We start from the raw sequence: 17,262 nt of genomic DNA, 5'->3' as shown, positions 1-17,262 counted from the left end.
CTGCTGCAGCCGACAATCGCTGTGGCAGCCAGTCCCAGAGATGTTATAACAGGTATAAGCTTATTGATGATGTTCCTGCTCATCTGCATAAACCGTAGTTCCTCCTCCATATTTGATGTGCTTTTGACATATTCAGCATAAAGGATGGTTGTTTTTTCCGGAATCATATAAAATCAGGAAAGGGTTGCCATTATTAAGATCAAGCACTGGCGAATATAAAACTGAATCGACCATATTAAAGATTGTCCCTTCTACAGTGGGGAGAGATTGCAAATCTTTGGGGCTAAGCAGCGAGCCGCAAACCCCAGCCAATCTTCGCATAGTTCCAACAAGTTTAAGCCGGAGACGTACATGATGAACAGCTATGCCATAAACAAAAACACGGGTGAAAGAAGGTGCACGCTAGATGGTGCTCCCCGTGGTCTTGTGTGGATGCTCAGACGGTTTGCTATGTTCGGGAGGAGGAGAAGTAGATGACATTTGTTTATTTAATGAACAATCAAAAACCGTTAAATCAAGAAATCATTAAGGGTCACGTGGAGTATTTAAGAGGCTTAGAATCGCAAGGCAAACTTATGCTTTGTGGCCCTTTTGCGGATTATCCTGGAGGAATCGTCATCATTCAAGCAGAGGATTTAATGGAAGCAACAAATATTGCCAATGCTGACCCGTTTATTGCATCGGGGTGCAAATCATATGAAATCCGAACGCTAATGCTGGCTAATGAAGAAAATAATTATTTACTTTAAGATATGATACATCTTGCAATTCAACTGTTAGGAAATTCCCGAAAAACAGAAAGGACAAAAAATGATCTATACAAGAAAAACTTATATAGTTGAACCATCTTTCATCGAGAGGAATTTGTGAAAAGCACAGTACCTAGAGAAAAAACAATTTTAGATTAGTTAAAATAAGAGTAAAGCGAGGTGCTGAAGTGTATTTCCTCCAAATGTCGGGTTTTCCGGGCTCGGGAAAATCAACGCTTGCTAGACGAATTGCCAATATAACTGGGGCAGTCATTGTTGACCATGATATATCTAAAACGGCAATATTAAAGTCAGCAGAAGGACTTGATATTGAAATGAAACATCTTGGCAAAATTTCATACACGGTTGATTGGGATTTGGTCGAGTTTTATTTATCGCAAGGTCATGATGTTATATTTGATGCTCCTTGTTTATATTCGGAGATGCTTGATCATGGATTGCGATTAGCAAAGAAATATCACGCCAAATACAAATATATAGAATGTTACCTTAACGATTGCAAGGAAATTAGTAACAGACTTCAAAATCGAAAACGAATGATAAGCCAAATATCGGAGACGACTGAAGAATCATTTATATCTGGTTTAAATGAAAGTAAACGACCATTAGATATAAAGTGTCTGACTATTGATTCTTCGCAATCCATTGAAAGTTACTTAAACAGTGTCTTGGATTATCTAAAGGGAAAATAATACTAACAACAAAAAGAAAAGAGCACTCCGCAAGATCGAAGATCTCTTGGAATGCCCCTTAGAATGTACCCTCTATAAACCTCAGTTTATATTTTGCATTTTCGCAGGCGATGGAGCCGCACCGGCTGACTTCCGCTTGGCCAGATCCATCTTACGCTGCAGCATGCCAAGCACGATATCCGCAACGATTGCCAGCACCGCGGCAGGAATGGCGCCTGCAAAAATCCGCAGGGAGTTGTTGCTGTTTAGTCCAGCGTAAATTTCTCGTCCCAGCCCGCCTCCTCCCACGAGGGGAGCGATCGTTACCACGCCAATAGCAATAACGGCCGCGATACGCAGGCCCGACATGATGTACGTCAGCGCCAGCGGAAAACGTACTTTCACGAGCATTTGGAAGGGGCTCATCCCGATACCTTTTCCCGATTCCAGATAGCTGGGATCCACCTGTTTTAACCCCACGTACGTATTCCGCGCGATTGGATTCAGGGAATACAGAAAGAGTCCCACCATGACCGTTGTCGTTCCGAGTCCCATCCATAACATGAGAACCACGAGCATGGCTAAGCTTGGTACCACCTGCAGGATGTTGGTGATAAACAAAATGACCTTGGCCGCCCATTTACTCTTAGAGCAGAGAATGCCAAGCGGCACGCCGACGATGAATGCCAGCCCCAGCCCGATAACCACCATCGTAATATGCTGGATGAAATACTCCCAGAGCAATTCTTGATTTCGTGATATATACGACAAAAAGTCGGTAAATGTTAAATGTTCACTTTCCATGCTTACCCTCCTTTTAGCTTTTCAAGAAGCCCTGCTCTTTCAAGTACGCGATCGCGACCTCCCGCTCGCTTTTCTTCTCAATGTCCACCTGATAATTAAGCGATATCATCGTATCTGCATCCAGATGACCGATTAAAGGCGCTATCGTATCCTCAATTTCAGGATGCTTCTTCAAAAGGTCCGAACGCAATACCGGACTTGCATCATAGGGAGGGAAGAATTGCTGGTCATCCTGAAGCGTCTGCAATTGGTAGGCTTTCAGCCGGGAATCCGTTGAATAGGCCAACACGATATCCACCTGCTCATTGGCTACCGCGCTGTAGACCAGGCTGATTTCCATGGGGAAGACCTGACCAAATTTGATGTCGTATGCTTTGGAGAATGCCGGATATCCATCCGTGCTTCTCTCCAGCCACGTTGTATCTACCCCAAGCTTCATGGAGGCCATGTCTTTTTTGACGTCGGAAATTTTGGTGTACCCGTTGGCTTCGGCAAGATCCTTTCTTACCGTGAACGCGTAGGTGTTCTCAAAACCCAGCGGATTCATCCAGGTGAACCCGAAGTGTTCCTGGAATCCCTCCTGTGCCTCCTTCAAGACTTTATCGCGGTCTTTGGTGCCGCTGATCGGGAAATGGTTGTTGAAAATCTCACCGGTATATAGCGTTGCCATCTGAACGTCGTTTCGCTTCATCGCATTGATGACCAATGAACTTGATGCCAGATCCGGGATAACATCCACCTTCAGATCGGTTTGGTCTTCAATCAGCGCTTTATACATTTCGGCAATAATCTTGGTTTCGGTATAGGTTTGCGTCCCGATGGTAAGGTCGCTTTGAATTCCGCATGCGGAGGTAATAGCGGAAAGAGCCATCAGGCAGACTAACATCGGTATCCTTTTCAGCTTGTTCAGTTTCATCACGCCTTCCTTGTTCCGTCCGGCTCGCTGTTTACGGTTGAAGTTACTCATATCGCAGCGTCCCGGGTTTGATTCTGATGGTAGTGCTTGCTTAGCCAGCCCTCCAGCAGACCAAGCAGTCCGTCAGCTACAAGCGCCAACAGAATTGCACCGATGCCACCGATGAATATCATCTCGGGTTTATTGACCCCAAGTCCGGATACGATGAGCTGGCCTAAACCGCCAGCACCGATCAGGGAAGCCAGTGTTGCCCAGCTGATGATGTACACGGTCGTAATGCGTACACCGGACATGATGTAAGGAAGCGATAGGGGAAGCTGAATTTTCAAAATCGTTTGGGCGGTGCTGTATCCCATCCCTCTGGCCGAATTGAGCACGCCTTTATCCACGGAGTGAAAACCGTCATAGGTATTCCGCAGAATAGGCATCAGGGAATACAGAAACAATGCGAGTATGGCCGGCTTCATGCCGATCCCGAGCAGCGGAATCAGAATCGCCAGGAGCGCCAGGCTCGGTACCGTCTGAAACAGATTCGCAACGAAAAAGACGATGCTGTTCAACCAGCCGACCCGGTTGTAGACCAGCAGGATTCCGATCGGTACGGCAATCACAGTCCCGAGCAGCACGGCAGAGAACGAGAGGACCAGATGCTCCTGCAATGCCTTCAGAATATCCGGATAACGATCCGTGATGAAGCTCCAAAATGCATTCATATCACTCACCCTCTCCGTTCAGCACCGGAGGAACCATCGTTGGATAGACTTCGGCCAGATGTTTAACCACACTGCCTCTTGTGATTAATCCGAGGAACCGGTTATTGCTGTCTACGACAGGGAGGTTGCTGAGCTGGTGGCTATCCATAATCTCGATGGCCTGCGGAAGCGTGCTTCCCGAAGCCACGGAAAAACGGACCGGATGCATCACATCCGCGACGGTTTTGCCTTCTTCGCCGTATTGGTCGAGAACCCGGTAGATCGAAACCGCGCCTTGAAGCTGACGGTTACGGTCCACGATCAGCAGCGAATCGACCCGCTTCATTTCCATCATCTTGATGGCTTCAGCCAATCCCCGGCTCGGGAATGCCGTGACCGGATTCGTAATCATCACTTCATCCACAAGCGGAATTTCATATGCGCTTTCATTTTCATTTTGCAGACGTTTCGAACCGATAAAGTCACGCACAAAATCATTTGCTGGATGCCGTAATATGCTGTCCGGTCTACCCGTTTGAACCACTTCGCCATCTTTCATCAGAACGATGGTATCCGCGATTTTAATAGCTTCATCCATATCATGGGTTACAAAAATAATGGTCTTATTGAGCTCCTGCTGAAGCCGGATCAGCTCATCCTGAAGCTGCTCGCGGCTGATGGGATCCAGTGCGGAGAACGGCTCGTCCATCAGGATGATATCGGGTTCAGCCGCAAGCGCCCGCACGACGCCTACGCGCTGCTGTTGTCCGCCGCTTAGCTCGGATGGATAGCGAGTGCCATAAATGGTGTGATCCAGTCCAACCATGTCCAACAATTCATTTACTTTTTGATCTGTTTTGTCTTTATCCCACTTCTTCAGACGCGGAACCACGCCCGCGTTCCTGGAGATATTCATATGCGGAAATAAACCAACGCTTTGAATGACATAGCCGATATTGCGTCGCAGTTCAACCGGATTCAATCTGGAGATATCCTGACCGTCAATCAGAACTTTACCCGAGGATGGCGTGTTGAGCGCGTTGATCAGCTTCATGGTTGTTGATTTGCCGCAGCCGCTCGGACCGATGAGGACGGTAATTTCCCCTTTTTTGAATTCGAGATTAATGTCCTTCAGCGCGTGAAAGCCATTTTCATAAACCTTGTTCACATGCTCCAGTACTATCATTCAATCGCCCCTTTGCAAGCAGTATCCATATTATGCGGAGCATTTGGCATATCATCCATCGGGGACCCAAAAAAGAGTTGAGGAAAAGTATATTGCTGAGTAGGGAAGGCGGCAGCCTCGTTATGTAGAAACAGAAATGAAGCTAAGCAAGTTAGCTCTAAAAGAAATCAAAATGGAATAGGATTAAGCGCATCATCTAGGGGTGGAGAAAACCAAGAGGAAACCCTGAGGGTATTAACAATTTAAGTCGGCAATCTTTGTTATGGCATAGACTTACATGCCCCAAATTCCACCTTTATATGCATATTAGCTTTCTAAGCGGTGTGCAATCCCTTATTACATCCATCCGAAGGAAGTATTCCAAGCCTTTTAGCCCCTATTCGTATATAAGGATCATTTGTGTCTTCGTCCATGAATCCTGATATACCTGTGAGAATCAAGCAGCTACGCCACTGCTTCTCTCAGCCCAAATGGATATATGCAAAATGCGTTTGCAGGCAACGAGTCCTTGTTGAGTAGGACCGTATAACTGCAACGGTGCAATAATATGTTTTATACATTTACCCACTTTGTCAAGGGATGAAACATGTACATCGAACGATTTTGAAGATTTGGTGCCTAGGGGCCAGAAGCGTCCTCGGAGATAGGAGATATCCTGCCAATGACTGGGAGTATTTACGAAGAGCGCGAATACACGTAATATGGAGGTGCTGATGAAGTGCGGAGATAAGATGTTAGCTGAAAAATCACCTGAAGCCGGAGAGGATGGAGACCATGAAATTAGAGATTTTAACGGTGCCTTCGTTTTGGAAAACGGAAATGAGACAAAAATATTATCAACTTCAAGAGGACAATAGTAAGTTGGTTGTTCTGTTTCCTGGAAAAAACTATCCCTGTGATAAGCCCATTCTACATTTTGCTGGAACTTCCGCGATTCAAAGCGGTTATGACTTAATGGTACTTGAATATGGCTATCAAGCCGCGAGAACGGATTTGGATATTCATGATCTGCAAAGAGTAATAGAAGAGTGCCACGAATCGGTTCAACGAGTCATTAGCAAGTATAAACAAGTTGTCTTTATTAGTAAGAGCATAGGAACAATCGTTGCTGGAGAAGTTCATGAAAAACTTGAAATTCCAATAAAGCATCTATTTTTGACGCCAATTAAGGACACCATTCACTATATCAACAGGTTTAAGGGACTTGTGGTTTATGGTTCAAAGGATGAAGTGTTTAATCATGAACATGCCAACCGAATTAAACTAGACAAGGCCACAGAGGTCATCGAAATTCCTAATGCCAACCATTCTTTAGAGACCAATCATGCTCCGGAAAGTGTTGAGATTCTAAGCAAACTGGTAGGGATATATACGAATTTTCTGAATTAGAGTAAGTTCTGTATGAAAAACAAGACGAATTTGTCTAACACCAAATTCACGATTCGAGACATTCGTCCCTCGTCCGGCAGTGAAGCTATTATATTAGTTCTCGTGTTCGTGATAACAACGTTTTGTGAGATAGCTGAGTACAATACATTTGAAACGCTACTGTAAAAATAAACTAATAAAATCCTATAAAACCGTTATAAAATGAGTTATACTGAGGTAAGAATGAGTAAGGAGCCGTGCGGGAACACGACTCCAGCGTACAATAACTGCATAAAGAGCAGTCGGCCACACTAGTTAGGTCGAGAAATAGACCGTTACCTTAGCCAGGGCGGTCTATTTCTTTTTCATGTAGGTGAGCAATGCCAAAATGAACATGCCGAACATGAACATGCCGAACATGAACATTAAGGAGATGGCATCTTTGACCTCCATGGGCATCACCTCCCTTCGGGGAGATTAGCCGACCGCCCTTATAGCCGATTATTGTACTAGAAAATTATAACATATAAAACCAGAACACATATCATTGAAATACTAATAACTGGAATACATAAGTTTGTAGATACAGAAACGTTTAGAGAAATGACCCAAACCAAGTAAGGAGAACAACATGCCTCAATTCCCCCTATTAGAAACAGAAAGATTGGTATTAAGACAAATTAAACCAGAGGATTCTAGAGACATCTTTCATTATTTCTCTATGGACACCGTTACGAAATTTTATGATGTGGAGAGTTTTATGCATATTGAACAAGCAGATGAACTGATTCGTAGATGGAATCACAGGTTTGAAAACAATCAGGCCATTCGTTGGGGAATCACTTTACGGTCGGAAAGCAAAGTCATTGGAACATGCGGATATCATGGTTGGATGAAACATCACTATAAAGCTGAGATTGGATATGAGCTGGCACCAGAATATTGGCGGCAAGGTTACATGACGGAGGCGATTCAGAAGATCATGGAGTTCGGATTTAACCATCTTGAATTAAACCGGATTGAAGCATTCGTAGAGCCAGAGAATACGGCATCAAGAAAGTTGCTGGAGAAGATGGGATTAAATGAAGAAGGGACATTGAAGCAGCACTTTTATTGGAGGAATCAATTTGTTGATACGGTCATCTATGCATTACTTAAAAGAGATTATCAAGCGCGTTAAGTAGTGGTTTGATGCAGCAGCGATTTATGTTGTTTACACGATGTTGAAGTGAAGGGAATCCCAATTTATATAAGGAGGCTGCGGGGAAATGAGCGTACTTAAGAAATTAAGAAATGACTATGTCATTTGGCATGCCAACCGGGTTAAGTTACCTGAACGCACACCGGGCAACATCGTCAGAAAAAAAGCTGTTTTTTCCGGTAAGGTGCAGAAGGTAGGATTTCGCTTGGAAATATATTGCATCGCTCGAAGAATGAATTTAACGGGATGGGTGAGAAATTTACAGGATGGAAGTGTGGAAGCGGAATTTCAAGGGGAAGCGTCACAAATTGATTTTCTGGTCCGTTGCATGCGTTCATTGAAACGGGCGTCCGTAAAGAAGGTGACGGTGGCTGATCTGCCTATTAAAGAGGAAGAAGAAAGCTTTATGATCGCAGAATAAAATATATACAGCAAACCCCGGATTCATCATGGGGAATGATTTGTACATTGCGGAAGAGGATGGAATCTATGAGGTAATGCCCTAACCTCTTGTTCAAGGACCGTGCTGTTGGCATTGCCGGCAGGCGCTCTTTTTTTATTGAATGGAATTTGGCGCTGCGGGACCGTTTTATAGTAAGCTGATATCAGTATGAATTTATAACTTGGGAACTGTGAGGACATGAAGATGACAAAGAAGCTGTATTATGAATCCGCTTATACCCGGGAGTGGGAGACACGAATCACGCGGAAGCTGGAACGGGAGGACGGTACCTACCTGGTACTGGAAGAGACGGCCTTTTATCCGCATGGCGGAGGACAACCCTGTGATCTCGGGTGGATCGATAAAATCCCGGTTCTTGATGTCGTTCAGGAGGACGGAGAGATACTGCATAAAATCGAACGTTTACCGGAGAGGGAAGAGGTAACCTGCCGGCTGGATTGGGACAGAAGGTTCGACCATATGCAGCATCATAGCGGTCAGCACCTGCTGTCGGCCATGTGTCTGCAGGTATGCGAGGCGGAGACGCTCAGCTTCCACCTGGGTCAGGATTATGCTACCATCGATATCGCCCGATCGGATCTGCCTCAGCATCAGCTGATGATGCTGGAGCTGGAAGTCAACGACCAGATTTACCTTAATCGACAGGTAACGAATTATGTTGTGAGCCGGGAGCAGGCGGCCGCCCTGCCGCTGGTGAAGCAGCCGAAGGTAACCGACGATATTCGGATCGTTGAAATCGAAGGTATCGAATATAACGCATGCGGCGGCACCCATGTCTCGGCAACCGGTGAGATCGGAATGATCAAGCTGCTGAGAGCAGAGAAACAGAAGGGACATATGCGTCTGTATTTTAAGTGTGGATATCGGGCATTGAAAGAATTTAATGCCGGAATGGAGATTCTCGGAAGCCTGTCAGCCAGGTTCAATACGGCAAAGGAAGAGATTCTGGACCGGATTGCCAAATGGGATCAGGAGCAGAAGCAGCTCCAAGCTGAACTAAACGCAGTGAAGGCCGAGAATGACGCTTACCTGGCCGGGAAGCTGTTGGCTGAGCGCCAAGGCAGACTGGTCAAACATGTTTTTGCGGACAAGCCGATGAAGGATATGCAGAACTTGGCAGCCAAGCTTACCGAACAAGCCGAGGTTATCGTGCTTTTCGCGTCCAACTCGGACCATAAGGTGGTTCTCGCCCAAGGAGGGGAGAGCGGACCTGCTTGCGGTGCTTTTCTCAAACAGCATCTGGCCGATTATCGAGGAAAAGGCGGGGGCAGCGATAAGATTGCCCAAGCTGGCTTTAGCACCGTGGAGGATGCCATGGCATTTTACCGGTTTACGGCGCAATCATTAGGTCAGCCAGAAGAGGAATAAGCGATCCGATTAGCAGAAACCGTTCCTCTACGAATAGAAGGCAACCTCGGGGCTCGGCTTTCATTGATGAAGGCTGGGCCCCGGCCTGTTTCGAGTTCTCTTTATTTTAGTCAGTAAGCACAATATACTTAAGGACTTCTGTCTTTTGTCGAGTGCTTAGTGGATACCAATATAATGATCTGTATCTTATGTCGTCATCTTTTTTTGAGTCCGGGTTAAGAATACGATGCACGTGAGCAAAACAACGGCTAATGCGATCCACTGCGAAGTAGCGAGAGCACCGAACTGGCCTCGGATGATATCGCCTCTGAAAAATTCGATAATAAATCTCCCTAAACTATAAAGTATGAGATAAAGACCTGCTATTAGGCCGTCAGGTCTTTTTCTTCTAGCCATATAGATCAGCAAGAAAAAAATAGAAAAGCTGAATACGCTCTCTAATATTTGCGTAGGAATGAGTTTGACATCATTCGGGGCCAGCTCGGAATCGTGAAACGTAATTCCAAACCACCCCTCCGTTTCTTCACCATAGCAGCAACCGGCGAGAAGGCAGCCGATTCTTCCAAAGCCCTGCGCTAATGCAAGGGAGGGCACAAAAAGGTCAAGGTATTTTAGAAAGTTTATCTTTTTCTTCTTACAATAGGCATAACCGACTCCAATCCCCCCGATAATTCCACCGTACACCACGAATCCTTCCGAAAAATTCAGAACCATCGAAGGATCCTGGATGATATGGTTCATTTGAGTGATCCAAAACAAAAGCTTAGCGCCGACCAATCCGCCTAATAAGCTCCAAAAAGTCAGAGAGGAAACATGGGATAGTTCTACTTGTCTAGAAGCTGCTCTATAAGCAACAACCTTGTAAGCGATAAGGATTCCGATTGCAATCATCAATCCATAGCCGTAAATGGTCAGAGGTCCGATATGAATGAGTTCATTGTGCATATGTTCATCTCCTATTTGATAAAATTCTTCCGTCTAAACGCGATTGTGATTGAACTACATATTGTAGTGTAATCATTCAAAAAAAGGGATTATGAATCCCCGCCCAACATTAGGAGCAGCAAAATGGAACAGGATCTCAGAAAAGGCTTCAGCAGGGCTAACGGAACATTGACCCCTCGATCAGGCTCAAGAACCTGCATGACCCGATACTCCAATGTCGTATTCGCAAAATGCACGGCTGTCTCATACCGCTGAAGCTTACCGAGTTTCGCTAATTGTAATAAGACGCTGCCTAAATACAGCTCCGTACCCATCTGCCGGATGGCGTAGCGGTCAGCAAACAGCTCTTGCCACGTCTGATAGTAGCGAAGAATCGGTTTAACGATCGGCAAATATCCAAAGGCGTCCGCCACCAAGGTTGAAAAAAACATTTTTAATCCATCGTAATTGCGGCAGTGATATCGTTCATGCAGTAAAATCGCCTTTATTTCCTTGTCAGTAAACATCTCTAAAACGGTAGTGGATACGACAATTTTCGGTCGCAGAAGACCCATCGTCAGAGCCACAAAGGCATCGTCCTGTACCACGATGATTTCGGTGCCCCAGTCGCGGTATTTGTAATTGAGGCGCTTGGTTAATTTGTCGTGCCTGTTGGCACGGAAGTGCCTTAACCATTTTTGCGATAAGACCAACTGCCGGGTACTTCGCCAAATGATCTGACCAAGGGTATACGCAATGACAATGTCGATTAAGGCGTAATTCAGTACGGGGCCTTGAACCACTCCGTTTTGGATCTGGTATGTAATGAGCATTCCCATATGTACCATGACAACAGCTACGAATGCGATCATCAGTGCGTAGGCACATCTTAGCCGTATGGTAGGATTCATTGCTTTTTCCCGCGTTTGATATCGTTTAATTTACGCTCCAGCTTTGCGATCACCTCGGGATCGACATCATCCAGCGCATCGATCATGTGGTTCACGACCAAGCTCCCATACTCTTGAATGAGTCCCTGCGACACTTCTTTCGTCTGTTCGGTGAGAAATTGCTCCCTTGACTGCAGCGGACTGAACTTGGCTGCCCGTGTCCGGCCGGTTCCCGTCATCGCCTTTGTCAGCAGGCCTTTATCCAGAAGACGATTCATGACGGTCATCACCGTATTGATCGAGATCGGGCTCTCCTGATTCAGGATCGATTGCACTTCCTTGATACTCAGTGCCTCCGAAGACCAGAGGATATCCATAATTCTTGACTCCAGTGGTCCAAAAAATCGATTCAGGCCCTCGCCCTCGATATTCATTTTCTTAATCTTCATTCCTATCTCACCTCATACTACACATCGTAGTATGGTTATGGACAAAAGTCAACTTCCCTTCGTTCCGCCTATCTGAGCGATCATAGCTTTTCCCTCTGTTCGTTCTGTAGTGTATCCTTCATTTGTCGGGCGCTGCATTGGTGACTGAAAACGTCCGTGACAAAAGGTTTTTTGCCGTGCAGTCGAGAATAGAAGAAATAGGAGAAGTTCAATGAGGTTTAATTTAAGGCAAAGGGCGATTACGAATGGTAGAATTTCCGATGATTGAAACCAATAGACTGTTCATGCGAGAATTAACACTTGATGATGCTGAATCCATATACAGGCACTTTTCTTACCCCGAAGTCACAAAATTTATGGATATCGAAGCATGTAAAGACATACATGAAGCAGTGGACATTATTATGTTTCATATCCAGGATTCGGGCTGCAGGTACGGGCTGTTCGGAAAAGACAAGAACGAACTCATTGGAACATGTGGGTTTCATTGTTGGATAAAGGACGAAGAAGAAACAAGAGCTGAGATCGGTTTTGATCTATCCCCGGATTACTGGGGGAAAGGATTCATGCAAGAGGCTTTGCATGAACTGATTCCGATTGGGTTTAATTTGATGAAACTTGATTGTATCGAAGCGACAACGGAAATTGAAAACGTTCAATCACAAAGGTTATTAGAGAAGACGGGATTCACTAAAGAGCCTGATTTAAAGGATCGTTTGATGTATTTTACATTATATAAAAATCAAAAATAGACGGATGATTCAGGAGGAGATAGAGTGACCGAAAGATTTCAGTTGAAAAACGTTGGTGTCGAGGATCCTTCAGATGAAAGCGGCATGTCTGGGTTTGGGTATCTTGCGTTGTTCCAATGTAATGTCGAATATCGTTTCAGCACGGAAGACATGAGTGTGAAGGAAGCGGAAATTTACATACAAGACGTGCTGAATCAGCTGCCGGCTGAAACCGTACATGAAATATGCAAGAAAGCATGCGAGTGGAAAGACCTCAAAATGTCCAGCGATACGGCTGATTATCCTCCCGGGTTAGGTGAGGTGTCTGGAGCGGATATTTTGGAGTTTATGTCCGTAGGGGAAGTTGACCTTTATCGAAATCCTTATGATCGAAACGATCATACTTTCGGAGCTATCCTGGGTGGAGGAGCAGAGTGGGACTCTGAAAATGGCATGGAAATTGTGATACGGGGCAGTGAGGTTCTAGAGGTGCGTGAGTATTTAGGTTATGGCGCAGACGCCATTTGGGACGAAAGTGAATAAGAAAGAGCGGTGCATCGGCAGCGATTTTTTAATCGTTTAGGATTCTGACATCCTATAACAAGGTGTCTGCACTGTGTAATGCTCGGAAAATGGGGGTGGTGTTTTGGTCAGGCAAGCGGTTTTTATAGATAGGGACGGAACTCTTGGAGGAACCGATCGGGTTGTTTTGCCCGGTGAATTTGAGCTTTATCCGAAGGTAAAGGATTCGCTTCAATCTCTCAGAGCCGCTGGCATGTTTATTTGTTCGTTTACGAATCAACCTGGAATTGCTCGTGGCGAAGCAACGATGGGAGAATTCGAGTCGGAATTGTCAGCCTTTGGTTTTGACAAGATCTATCTTTGTGCGCATGAGCATGGAGCGGGTTGTGAATGTAGAAAGCCATCCGCAGGGATGCTGTTAAAAGCCGCAGAAGAAAATCATCTGGACTTAGCCAAGTGTTATGTCATAGGGGACAGGTGGACGGATATGGTGGCTGCCAAAGAAGCCGGCTGCAAGAAAGCGTTAGTGATGACGGGGGCCGGAGCCAAGGAACTGGAAAAATATAATAACCACGAGTACTTCGGGAAATGGAAAGATGCGTATCCTGATTTTATCGCGACAGACTTGAATGAAGCCGTGACATGGATATTAGAAGGGGGAGTAAATAAATGAATCCAGCCAAGCATTTTGTGTCTGCCGCTGCAATCGTAATCAATGAAAAGGACGAGATTTTGCTCATTAAAGGTCCGCAGCGAGGATGGGAGATGCCTGGGGGCGTCGTGGAGATCGGAGAATCTCCCGAACAAGCTGCGATCAGGGAAACGAAGGAAGAATCAGGGATCGATATAGAAATTATGCAGTTTTGCGGTATCTTCCATAATGTGAAAGACAGTATATGCAATACATTGTTTCTGGCCAAGTCTGTTGGAGGAGTCCCGATCATAACCGAAGAGAGTTTGGAGACTGCTTTTTTTCCAATCGAAGAAGCACTGCAGATGGTTAACTTTATGAACTTCCGGGAGCGAATTGAAATGTGTTTAAACCCGGCAGCACATCCGATCTATGTCGAGTTCTAGAATCGTGAGGGTTTTGGGAATGCTGCTTATTTTTACAAGAAAGGCTGTGTTAGGATGCTATATGATTTGCAAGGCGAAGAGAATATGTCAACGATCGTGGGCATGTTATATGGCGCTGTCAGAGAGAACAGTGAGCGGCTAAAGTCCATAACCGAGGGCATGTCGCAAGAGGAAGTTGATTATAAGGGACCTGGTGGCCATTATAATAGCGCCGCTCAATTAATAAAACATATCACGTACGTTGATCTGAATTGGGTTTATCGGATCAAAAGAGAGGTGCTCCCCCCGTCGTTAAAGGACGAGTACGGCCCGATGATCGATGAACATAACAAGCTGCCAATGGTCAGAGGGATCTCTCTGGACACGCTCCTATCTAAATATGAAGTTGTATTCAATTTACTGAAAGATGCATTCTCGCAGTTAACGGATGCCGATCTGGATCGCATCGTCACATTCGGACACGAGAATGAAAAGCAAGCCACCCTTCGCTGGGGCTTGTGGCATATGGCCGACCATAACCGTTATCATCAGGCCCATATTAATCAGCTTAGAAAGTGGTACTCCGAGCAAAGGAGTGGAATGGAAAGTGAGTAGAAGGGAAGTTATTTTGTAATATGGCTTCCCCCTAAGAAAGGACATAAAACCATGATGACGCATAAAGAAATGATACATATCGTGCAGACCCAGCTGGCGATTGATCTGAATTGTACGGTGGATGACTTAAACAAGGAAAAAGACCGCGTGATTTTTGTAGACGCCAGAGAGAATCCAGGGCGGAGACCGTATCCGAGAAATGAACGTTATTTCGAAATTTTGTCGATGGGCAAATCCATTGTGGTGTCGGCTACGCCGGAACGGCTGGCGATTGCCAAAACGTTTATGCAAGGGAAAGACAGGGATACGATTTTTTCGCTGCCGTTTATTAGAGGACTTTATTTGCATTTCCTCCCGGATCTAGAGAGAATCCAGCCGATGCCGCCACCGGCCGGGTTTTCGTATGAAGTGGTGGAGGAGAATGAGATTTCAAGGCTCATGGGGCTTGAGGGATTGGAGGATGCCATTGTAACCGACCCGGGGTCTCCGTATCAGACGGTATTGGCCGTAATCGCCCAGCACCATGGCAGGATTGTTGGTTTGGCAGGGGCTTGTAACGTGTGTGCCGCGATGTGGCAAATCGGAATCGAGGTACTCCCTGAATTTCGCCAAATGGGATTGGCCTCTTATCTTGTAGACCGTTTAACGTTTGAGGTATTACATCGCGGACGCGTGCCGACTTATGATGTGATCTCTAGCAATATCGCCTCCCAAAGAGTGGCTTATCGAGTGGGGTATTACCCCGCGTTCGTGACGGATTGGCGAGTTGATTTTAGGGATTTCGAGTCTAAATCTAAATAAGAAATATGAAATTGAACCAAAACGCTGAGCATAATTTTTTTATGAACTTAATAATATGAGAACGCTTGTACCCGTATCTCAATAAAGGTAAAATATAACTACAATTGAATCTTGGGTGGGCATGGTTTCCCTTCGAAAGGAGGTGAAGCCATGGAAGTGAAAGATGCATTAACGATCATGTTCCTCTTTGGAACGTTCATTATTGCTCTTTTAACATACATCAATAATAACAACAAGAGAAAATAAAAACCCACCCAAAGGTTAGAGCCAGAGGTGGGTTTTGTTCCTATGCGACTTAGAAGGGAATAAACCATCCAAGCCAATTGTACTGACCAAGTGTTCACAGCACTTGGTCTTTATTAATTATATACTAACATATTAGAAATGATGAATCAAAGCATGGAATAAATAAACGAATGTTGAGATAAATCCAACAAAGGGGGCGTATGCCAAATGAAGATTGTCGAACTCAATGGAATGAATTTAGTAGGAATAAGAGTAGTATGCCCTGGTGACCAGTATGTCCATGAGATTCCAAAGGCTTCTGTCTTACTTAAGGAAAGGCTGAATGAGATTTCTGAAGTTGTACAACCGGCAAGATTGATTGGGGCATTCTTCGTTGAAGATTTAACGGAAGAGGAGGATGGTTATTGGGTATGTGTTGAAGTGAATGACATAACGGAGGTTCCAGAAGGGATGGTATCTGTAGTAATTCCGAAACAAAAATATGCAGTCCAGCGACATAAGGGACCTAATTATGAAGTCAGAAATACATATGAAGAACTCCAAAACAGGATAAAAGAAAATAAACATGAAAGATTGCTAAGATCCTGGCATCTGGAGATTTCAGATGAATGGGGACATGGGGATGTCAACCATATTGAAGTAGACTTGTATGACACCATTAAATAGATGCAGCAGCTAATTGCGCCTTCCATAACTTGCTGATATAATTTTGCGTATGAAATGGGATTGGGGGTTACACCGATGGCAATGCTGAATTGCTCATTAGCTAGGAAGTCCTCATGCAAAGCCTGATTTGGGGCGATACTTTGCGTGGGGTGCGATAGGATGAATTCGATCGCCCAAACTTAACTTTATCGTTTCTAATAACAGGCTTTGCACCTTATTGAACTTAAATAAGAATAAGGGGCTGAAAGCTATGAGTACGACATTTATTAGAAACCACCAGTTTAACGTGATTAAAAAACAATCGGAATTCCTTCTGAAGACGTTGCGAACCGTTGCGGATCGACGCGTTCTGGAAACCGTCAGGTTCAGTTCTGTTGCCAACATCATGGATGCCTTTCCATCGCTGACCGAGGATCAGAAGCGGATGCTGGGCCAAGTCTCTACATTCGAGAAGGCCGAGGATTTCGAGCGATATCTGAACGACTTGGAACCTTACCTGGAGTCTTTTCCGACGATTACGCCAAAACAGATTCAGAAGTTATTTCCTAAAAATAAGAAATTGAAATTACCGGATCTGACCTCGATCGATTTTCGATACGTAACCTATTTGGGCTGGGTCGATATTGCCAGCAACAGGTTATTTATCGTATACCCGCTCGAAGAACGCTTCATCGGGATCGAGGGGAGAATCACGCCGACCAACAAGAAAGGGTATTGCCTCTTCTGCAATCGGCACCAAGAGCTCGCCTCGTTCTCGGTCAAGACCAAGCCGTCCGGTGCTTCGGCGGATAATCTGTCTGCCATAAGCCATTATGTTTGTCTGGATAGCCAAGGCTGCAATCACAGCATTACCGACACGGCAGCTCTGGAGAAGTTCATTCTCTCCGCCAGCAAATAACAAATTAGAAATAGGCTGCCCTAGA

The 17,262-nt window shown here is 45.2% G+C and carries 23 protein-coding genes; 15 read left to right on the top strand and 8 right to left on the bottom strand.

What is annotated here, in order from left to right; genetic code table 11:
- Positions 1 to 473 precede the first annotated feature (473 nt).
- Both MHI43_RS22935 and MHI43_RS22930 read left to right on the top strand, forming a co-directional pair.
- On the top strand, positions 474 to 749 hold the full coding sequence (locus MHI43_RS22935) for a YciI family protein (protein ID WP_015736629.1): 276 nt from the start codon (positions 474 to 476) through the stop codon (positions 747 to 749).
- A 188-nt stretch (positions 750 to 937) separates the two neighbouring features.
- The gene (locus tag MHI43_RS22930) at positions 938 to 1,462 is read left to right on the top strand and encodes an AAA family ATPase (RefSeq protein ID WP_036664263.1); all 525 of its coding nucleotides are present in this window, start codon (positions 938 to 940) and stop codon (positions 1,460 to 1,462) included.
- 81 nt (positions 1,463 to 1,543) lie between these two features.
- Here MHI43_RS22930 and MHI43_RS22925 read toward each other — a convergent pair whose 3' ends face one another.
- From MHI43_RS22925 to MHI43_RS22910, 4 genes are read right to left on the bottom strand one after another with little or no spacing between them, the layout of a single operon-like run.
- Positions 1,544 to 2,245 carry an ABC transporter permease gene (locus MHI43_RS22925; RefSeq protein ID WP_036664261.1) on the bottom strand — a complete coding sequence of 234 codons (702 nt, stop codon included), beginning with the start codon at positions 2,243 to 2,245 and terminating at the stop codon, positions 1,544 to 1,546.
- 13 nt (positions 2,246 to 2,258) lie between these two features.
- Positions 2,259 to 3,212 carry a glycine betaine ABC transporter substrate-binding protein gene (locus MHI43_RS22920; protein ID WP_081746338.1) on the bottom strand — a complete coding sequence of 318 codons (954 nt, stop codon included), beginning with the start codon at positions 3,210 to 3,212 and terminating at the stop codon, positions 2,259 to 2,261.
- Positions 3,209 to 3,874: an ABC transporter permease gene (locus MHI43_RS22915; RefSeq protein WP_009589947.1), complete on the bottom strand. Its 666-nt coding sequence runs from the start codon at positions 3,872 to 3,874 to the stop codon at positions 3,209 to 3,211. Before MHI43_RS22915 ends, MHI43_RS22920 begins: the two co-directional genes overlap by 4 nt.
- A 1-nt stretch (position 3,875) precedes the next feature.
- Positions 3,876 to 5,039 carry a betaine/proline/choline family ABC transporter ATP-binding protein gene (locus MHI43_RS22910; protein ID WP_036664260.1) on the bottom strand — a complete coding sequence of 388 codons (1,164 nt, stop codon included), beginning with the start codon at positions 5,037 to 5,039 and terminating at the stop codon, positions 3,876 to 3,878.
- A gap of 774 nt (positions 5,040 to 5,813) precedes the next feature.
- On the opposite strand from MHI43_RS22910, the gene MHI43_RS22905 reads away from it, so the two are divergent.
- Positions 5,814 to 6,428 carry an alpha/beta hydrolase gene (locus MHI43_RS22905; protein WP_036664258.1) on the top strand — a complete coding sequence of 205 codons (615 nt, stop codon included), beginning with the start codon at positions 5,814 to 5,816 and terminating at the stop codon, positions 6,426 to 6,428.
- 333 nt (positions 6,429 to 6,761) lie between these two features.
- Here MHI43_RS22905 and MHI43_RS22900 read toward each other — a convergent pair whose 3' ends face one another.
- The gene (locus MHI43_RS22900) at positions 6,762 to 6,860 is read right to left on the bottom strand and encodes a putative holin-like toxin (protein ID WP_235201840.1); all 99 of its coding nucleotides are present in this window, start codon (positions 6,858 to 6,860) and stop codon (positions 6,762 to 6,764) included.
- 178 nt (positions 6,861 to 7,038) lie between these two features.
- Here MHI43_RS22900 and MHI43_RS22895 point away from each other — a divergent pair, with 178 nt between their 5' ends.
- The 3 genes from MHI43_RS22895 to MHI43_RS22885 all read left to right on the top strand — a co-directional run bounded on the left by MHI43_RS22895 (position 7,039) and on the right by MHI43_RS22885 (position 9,439).
- Positions 7,039 to 7,587, top strand: a complete 549-nt coding sequence (locus tag MHI43_RS22895) for a GNAT family protein (RefSeq protein ID WP_036664257.1) — start codon at positions 7,039 to 7,041, stop codon at positions 7,585 to 7,587.
- A gap of 88 nt (positions 7,588 to 7,675) precedes the next feature.
- Complete coding sequence (locus MHI43_RS22890) at positions 7,676 to 8,029, top strand: acylphosphatase (protein WP_051425392.1); 354 nt, start codon at positions 7,676 to 7,678, stop codon at positions 8,027 to 8,029.
- 225 nt (positions 8,030 to 8,254) lie between these two features.
- Positions 8,255 to 9,439, top strand: coding sequence for a DHHA1 domain-containing protein (locus MHI43_RS22885; RefSeq protein WP_015736620.1), 1,185 nt, complete (start codon positions 8,255 to 8,257; stop codon positions 9,437 to 9,439).
- Positions 9,440 to 9,625: 186 nt separating this feature from the next.
- On the opposite strand, the gene MHI43_RS22880 is transcribed toward MHI43_RS22885, so the two are convergent.
- The 3 genes from MHI43_RS22880 to MHI43_RS22870 form a co-directional block, all read right to left on the bottom strand.
- Complete coding sequence (locus MHI43_RS22880; RefSeq protein ID WP_036664256.1) at positions 9,626 to 10,384, bottom strand: prolipoprotein diacylglyceryl transferase; 759 nt, start codon at positions 10,382 to 10,384, stop codon at positions 9,626 to 9,628.
- A gap of 89 nt (positions 10,385 to 10,473) precedes the next feature.
- Positions 10,474 to 11,274, bottom strand: a complete 801-nt coding sequence (locus tag MHI43_RS22875) for a M56 family metallopeptidase (protein WP_036664255.1) — start codon at positions 11,272 to 11,274, stop codon at positions 10,474 to 10,476.
- A complete protein-coding gene (locus MHI43_RS22870; RefSeq protein WP_036664254.1) occupies positions 11,271 to 11,702 on the bottom strand; it encodes a BlaI/MecI/CopY family transcriptional regulator in 432 nt (143 codons plus the stop codon). The genes MHI43_RS22875 and MHI43_RS22870 overlap by 4 nt, the downstream gene beginning before the upstream one ends.
- A 245-nt stretch (positions 11,703 to 11,947) precedes the next feature.
- On the opposite strand from MHI43_RS22870, the gene MHI43_RS22865 reads away from it, so the two are divergent.
- The 9 genes from MHI43_RS22865 (at position 11,948) to MHI43_RS22825 (ending at position 17,237) form a co-directional block, all read left to right on the top strand.
- Positions 11,948 to 12,454: a GNAT family N-acetyltransferase gene (locus MHI43_RS22865; RefSeq protein WP_036664253.1), complete on the top strand. Its 507-nt coding sequence runs from the start codon at positions 11,948 to 11,950 to the stop codon at positions 12,452 to 12,454.
- A gap of 24 nt (positions 12,455 to 12,478) precedes the next feature.
- Positions 12,479 to 12,976: a hypothetical protein gene (locus MHI43_RS22860; protein WP_036664252.1), complete on the top strand. Its 498-nt coding sequence runs from the start codon at positions 12,479 to 12,481 to the stop codon at positions 12,974 to 12,976.
- Positions 12,977 to 13,079: 103 nt separating this feature from the next.
- Positions 13,080 to 13,628, top strand: a complete 549-nt coding sequence (locus tag MHI43_RS22855; protein WP_036664251.1) for an HAD-IIIA family hydrolase — start codon at positions 13,080 to 13,082, stop codon at positions 13,626 to 13,628.
- Complete coding sequence (locus MHI43_RS22850) at positions 13,625 to 14,032, top strand: NUDIX domain-containing protein (RefSeq protein ID WP_036664250.1); 408 nt, start codon at positions 13,625 to 13,627, stop codon at positions 14,030 to 14,032. The genes MHI43_RS22855 and MHI43_RS22850 overlap by 4 nt, the downstream gene beginning before the upstream one ends.
- Positions 14,033 to 14,086: 54 nt before the next feature.
- Positions 14,087 to 14,626 carry a DinB family protein gene (locus MHI43_RS22845; protein WP_036664249.1) on the top strand — a complete coding sequence of 180 codons (540 nt, stop codon included), beginning with the start codon at positions 14,087 to 14,089 and terminating at the stop codon, positions 14,624 to 14,626.
- A 51-nt stretch (positions 14,627 to 14,677) separates the two neighbouring features.
- On the top strand, positions 14,678 to 15,427 hold the full coding sequence (locus tag MHI43_RS22840; protein ID WP_036664248.1) for a GNAT family N-acetyltransferase: 750 nt from the start codon (positions 14,678 to 14,680) through the stop codon (positions 15,425 to 15,427).
- A 150-nt stretch (positions 15,428 to 15,577) separates the two neighbouring features.
- Positions 15,578 to 15,673 (top strand): putative holin-like toxin, encoded by a 96-nt coding sequence (locus MHI43_RS22835; RefSeq protein ID WP_015736610.1) that lies wholly within the window; start codon positions 15,578 to 15,580, stop codon positions 15,671 to 15,673.
- Positions 15,674 to 15,880: 207 nt separating this feature from the next.
- The gene (locus MHI43_RS22830; protein WP_036664247.1) at positions 15,881 to 16,339 is read left to right on the top strand and encodes a GyrI-like domain-containing protein; all 459 of its coding nucleotides are present in this window, start codon (positions 15,881 to 15,883) and stop codon (positions 16,337 to 16,339) included.
- A 250-nt stretch (positions 16,340 to 16,589) separates the two neighbouring features.
- Positions 16,590 to 17,237, top strand: coding sequence for an elongation factor G-binding protein (locus tag MHI43_RS22825; RefSeq protein WP_015736608.1), 648 nt, complete (start codon positions 16,590 to 16,592; stop codon positions 17,235 to 17,237).
- The last annotated feature ends 25 nt before the right edge of the window (positions 17,238 to 17,262 follow it).

It is taken from the genome of Paenibacillus sp. FSL H8-0457 (assembly GCF_038051935.1).
Classification (GTDB): domain Bacteria; phylum Bacillota; class Bacilli; order Paenibacillales; family Paenibacillaceae; genus Paenibacillus_AQ; species Paenibacillus_AQ lautus_A.
The sequence above is the reverse complement of the archived record's forward strand: the minus strand, read 5'-3'. Positions and strand labels throughout refer to the sequence as shown.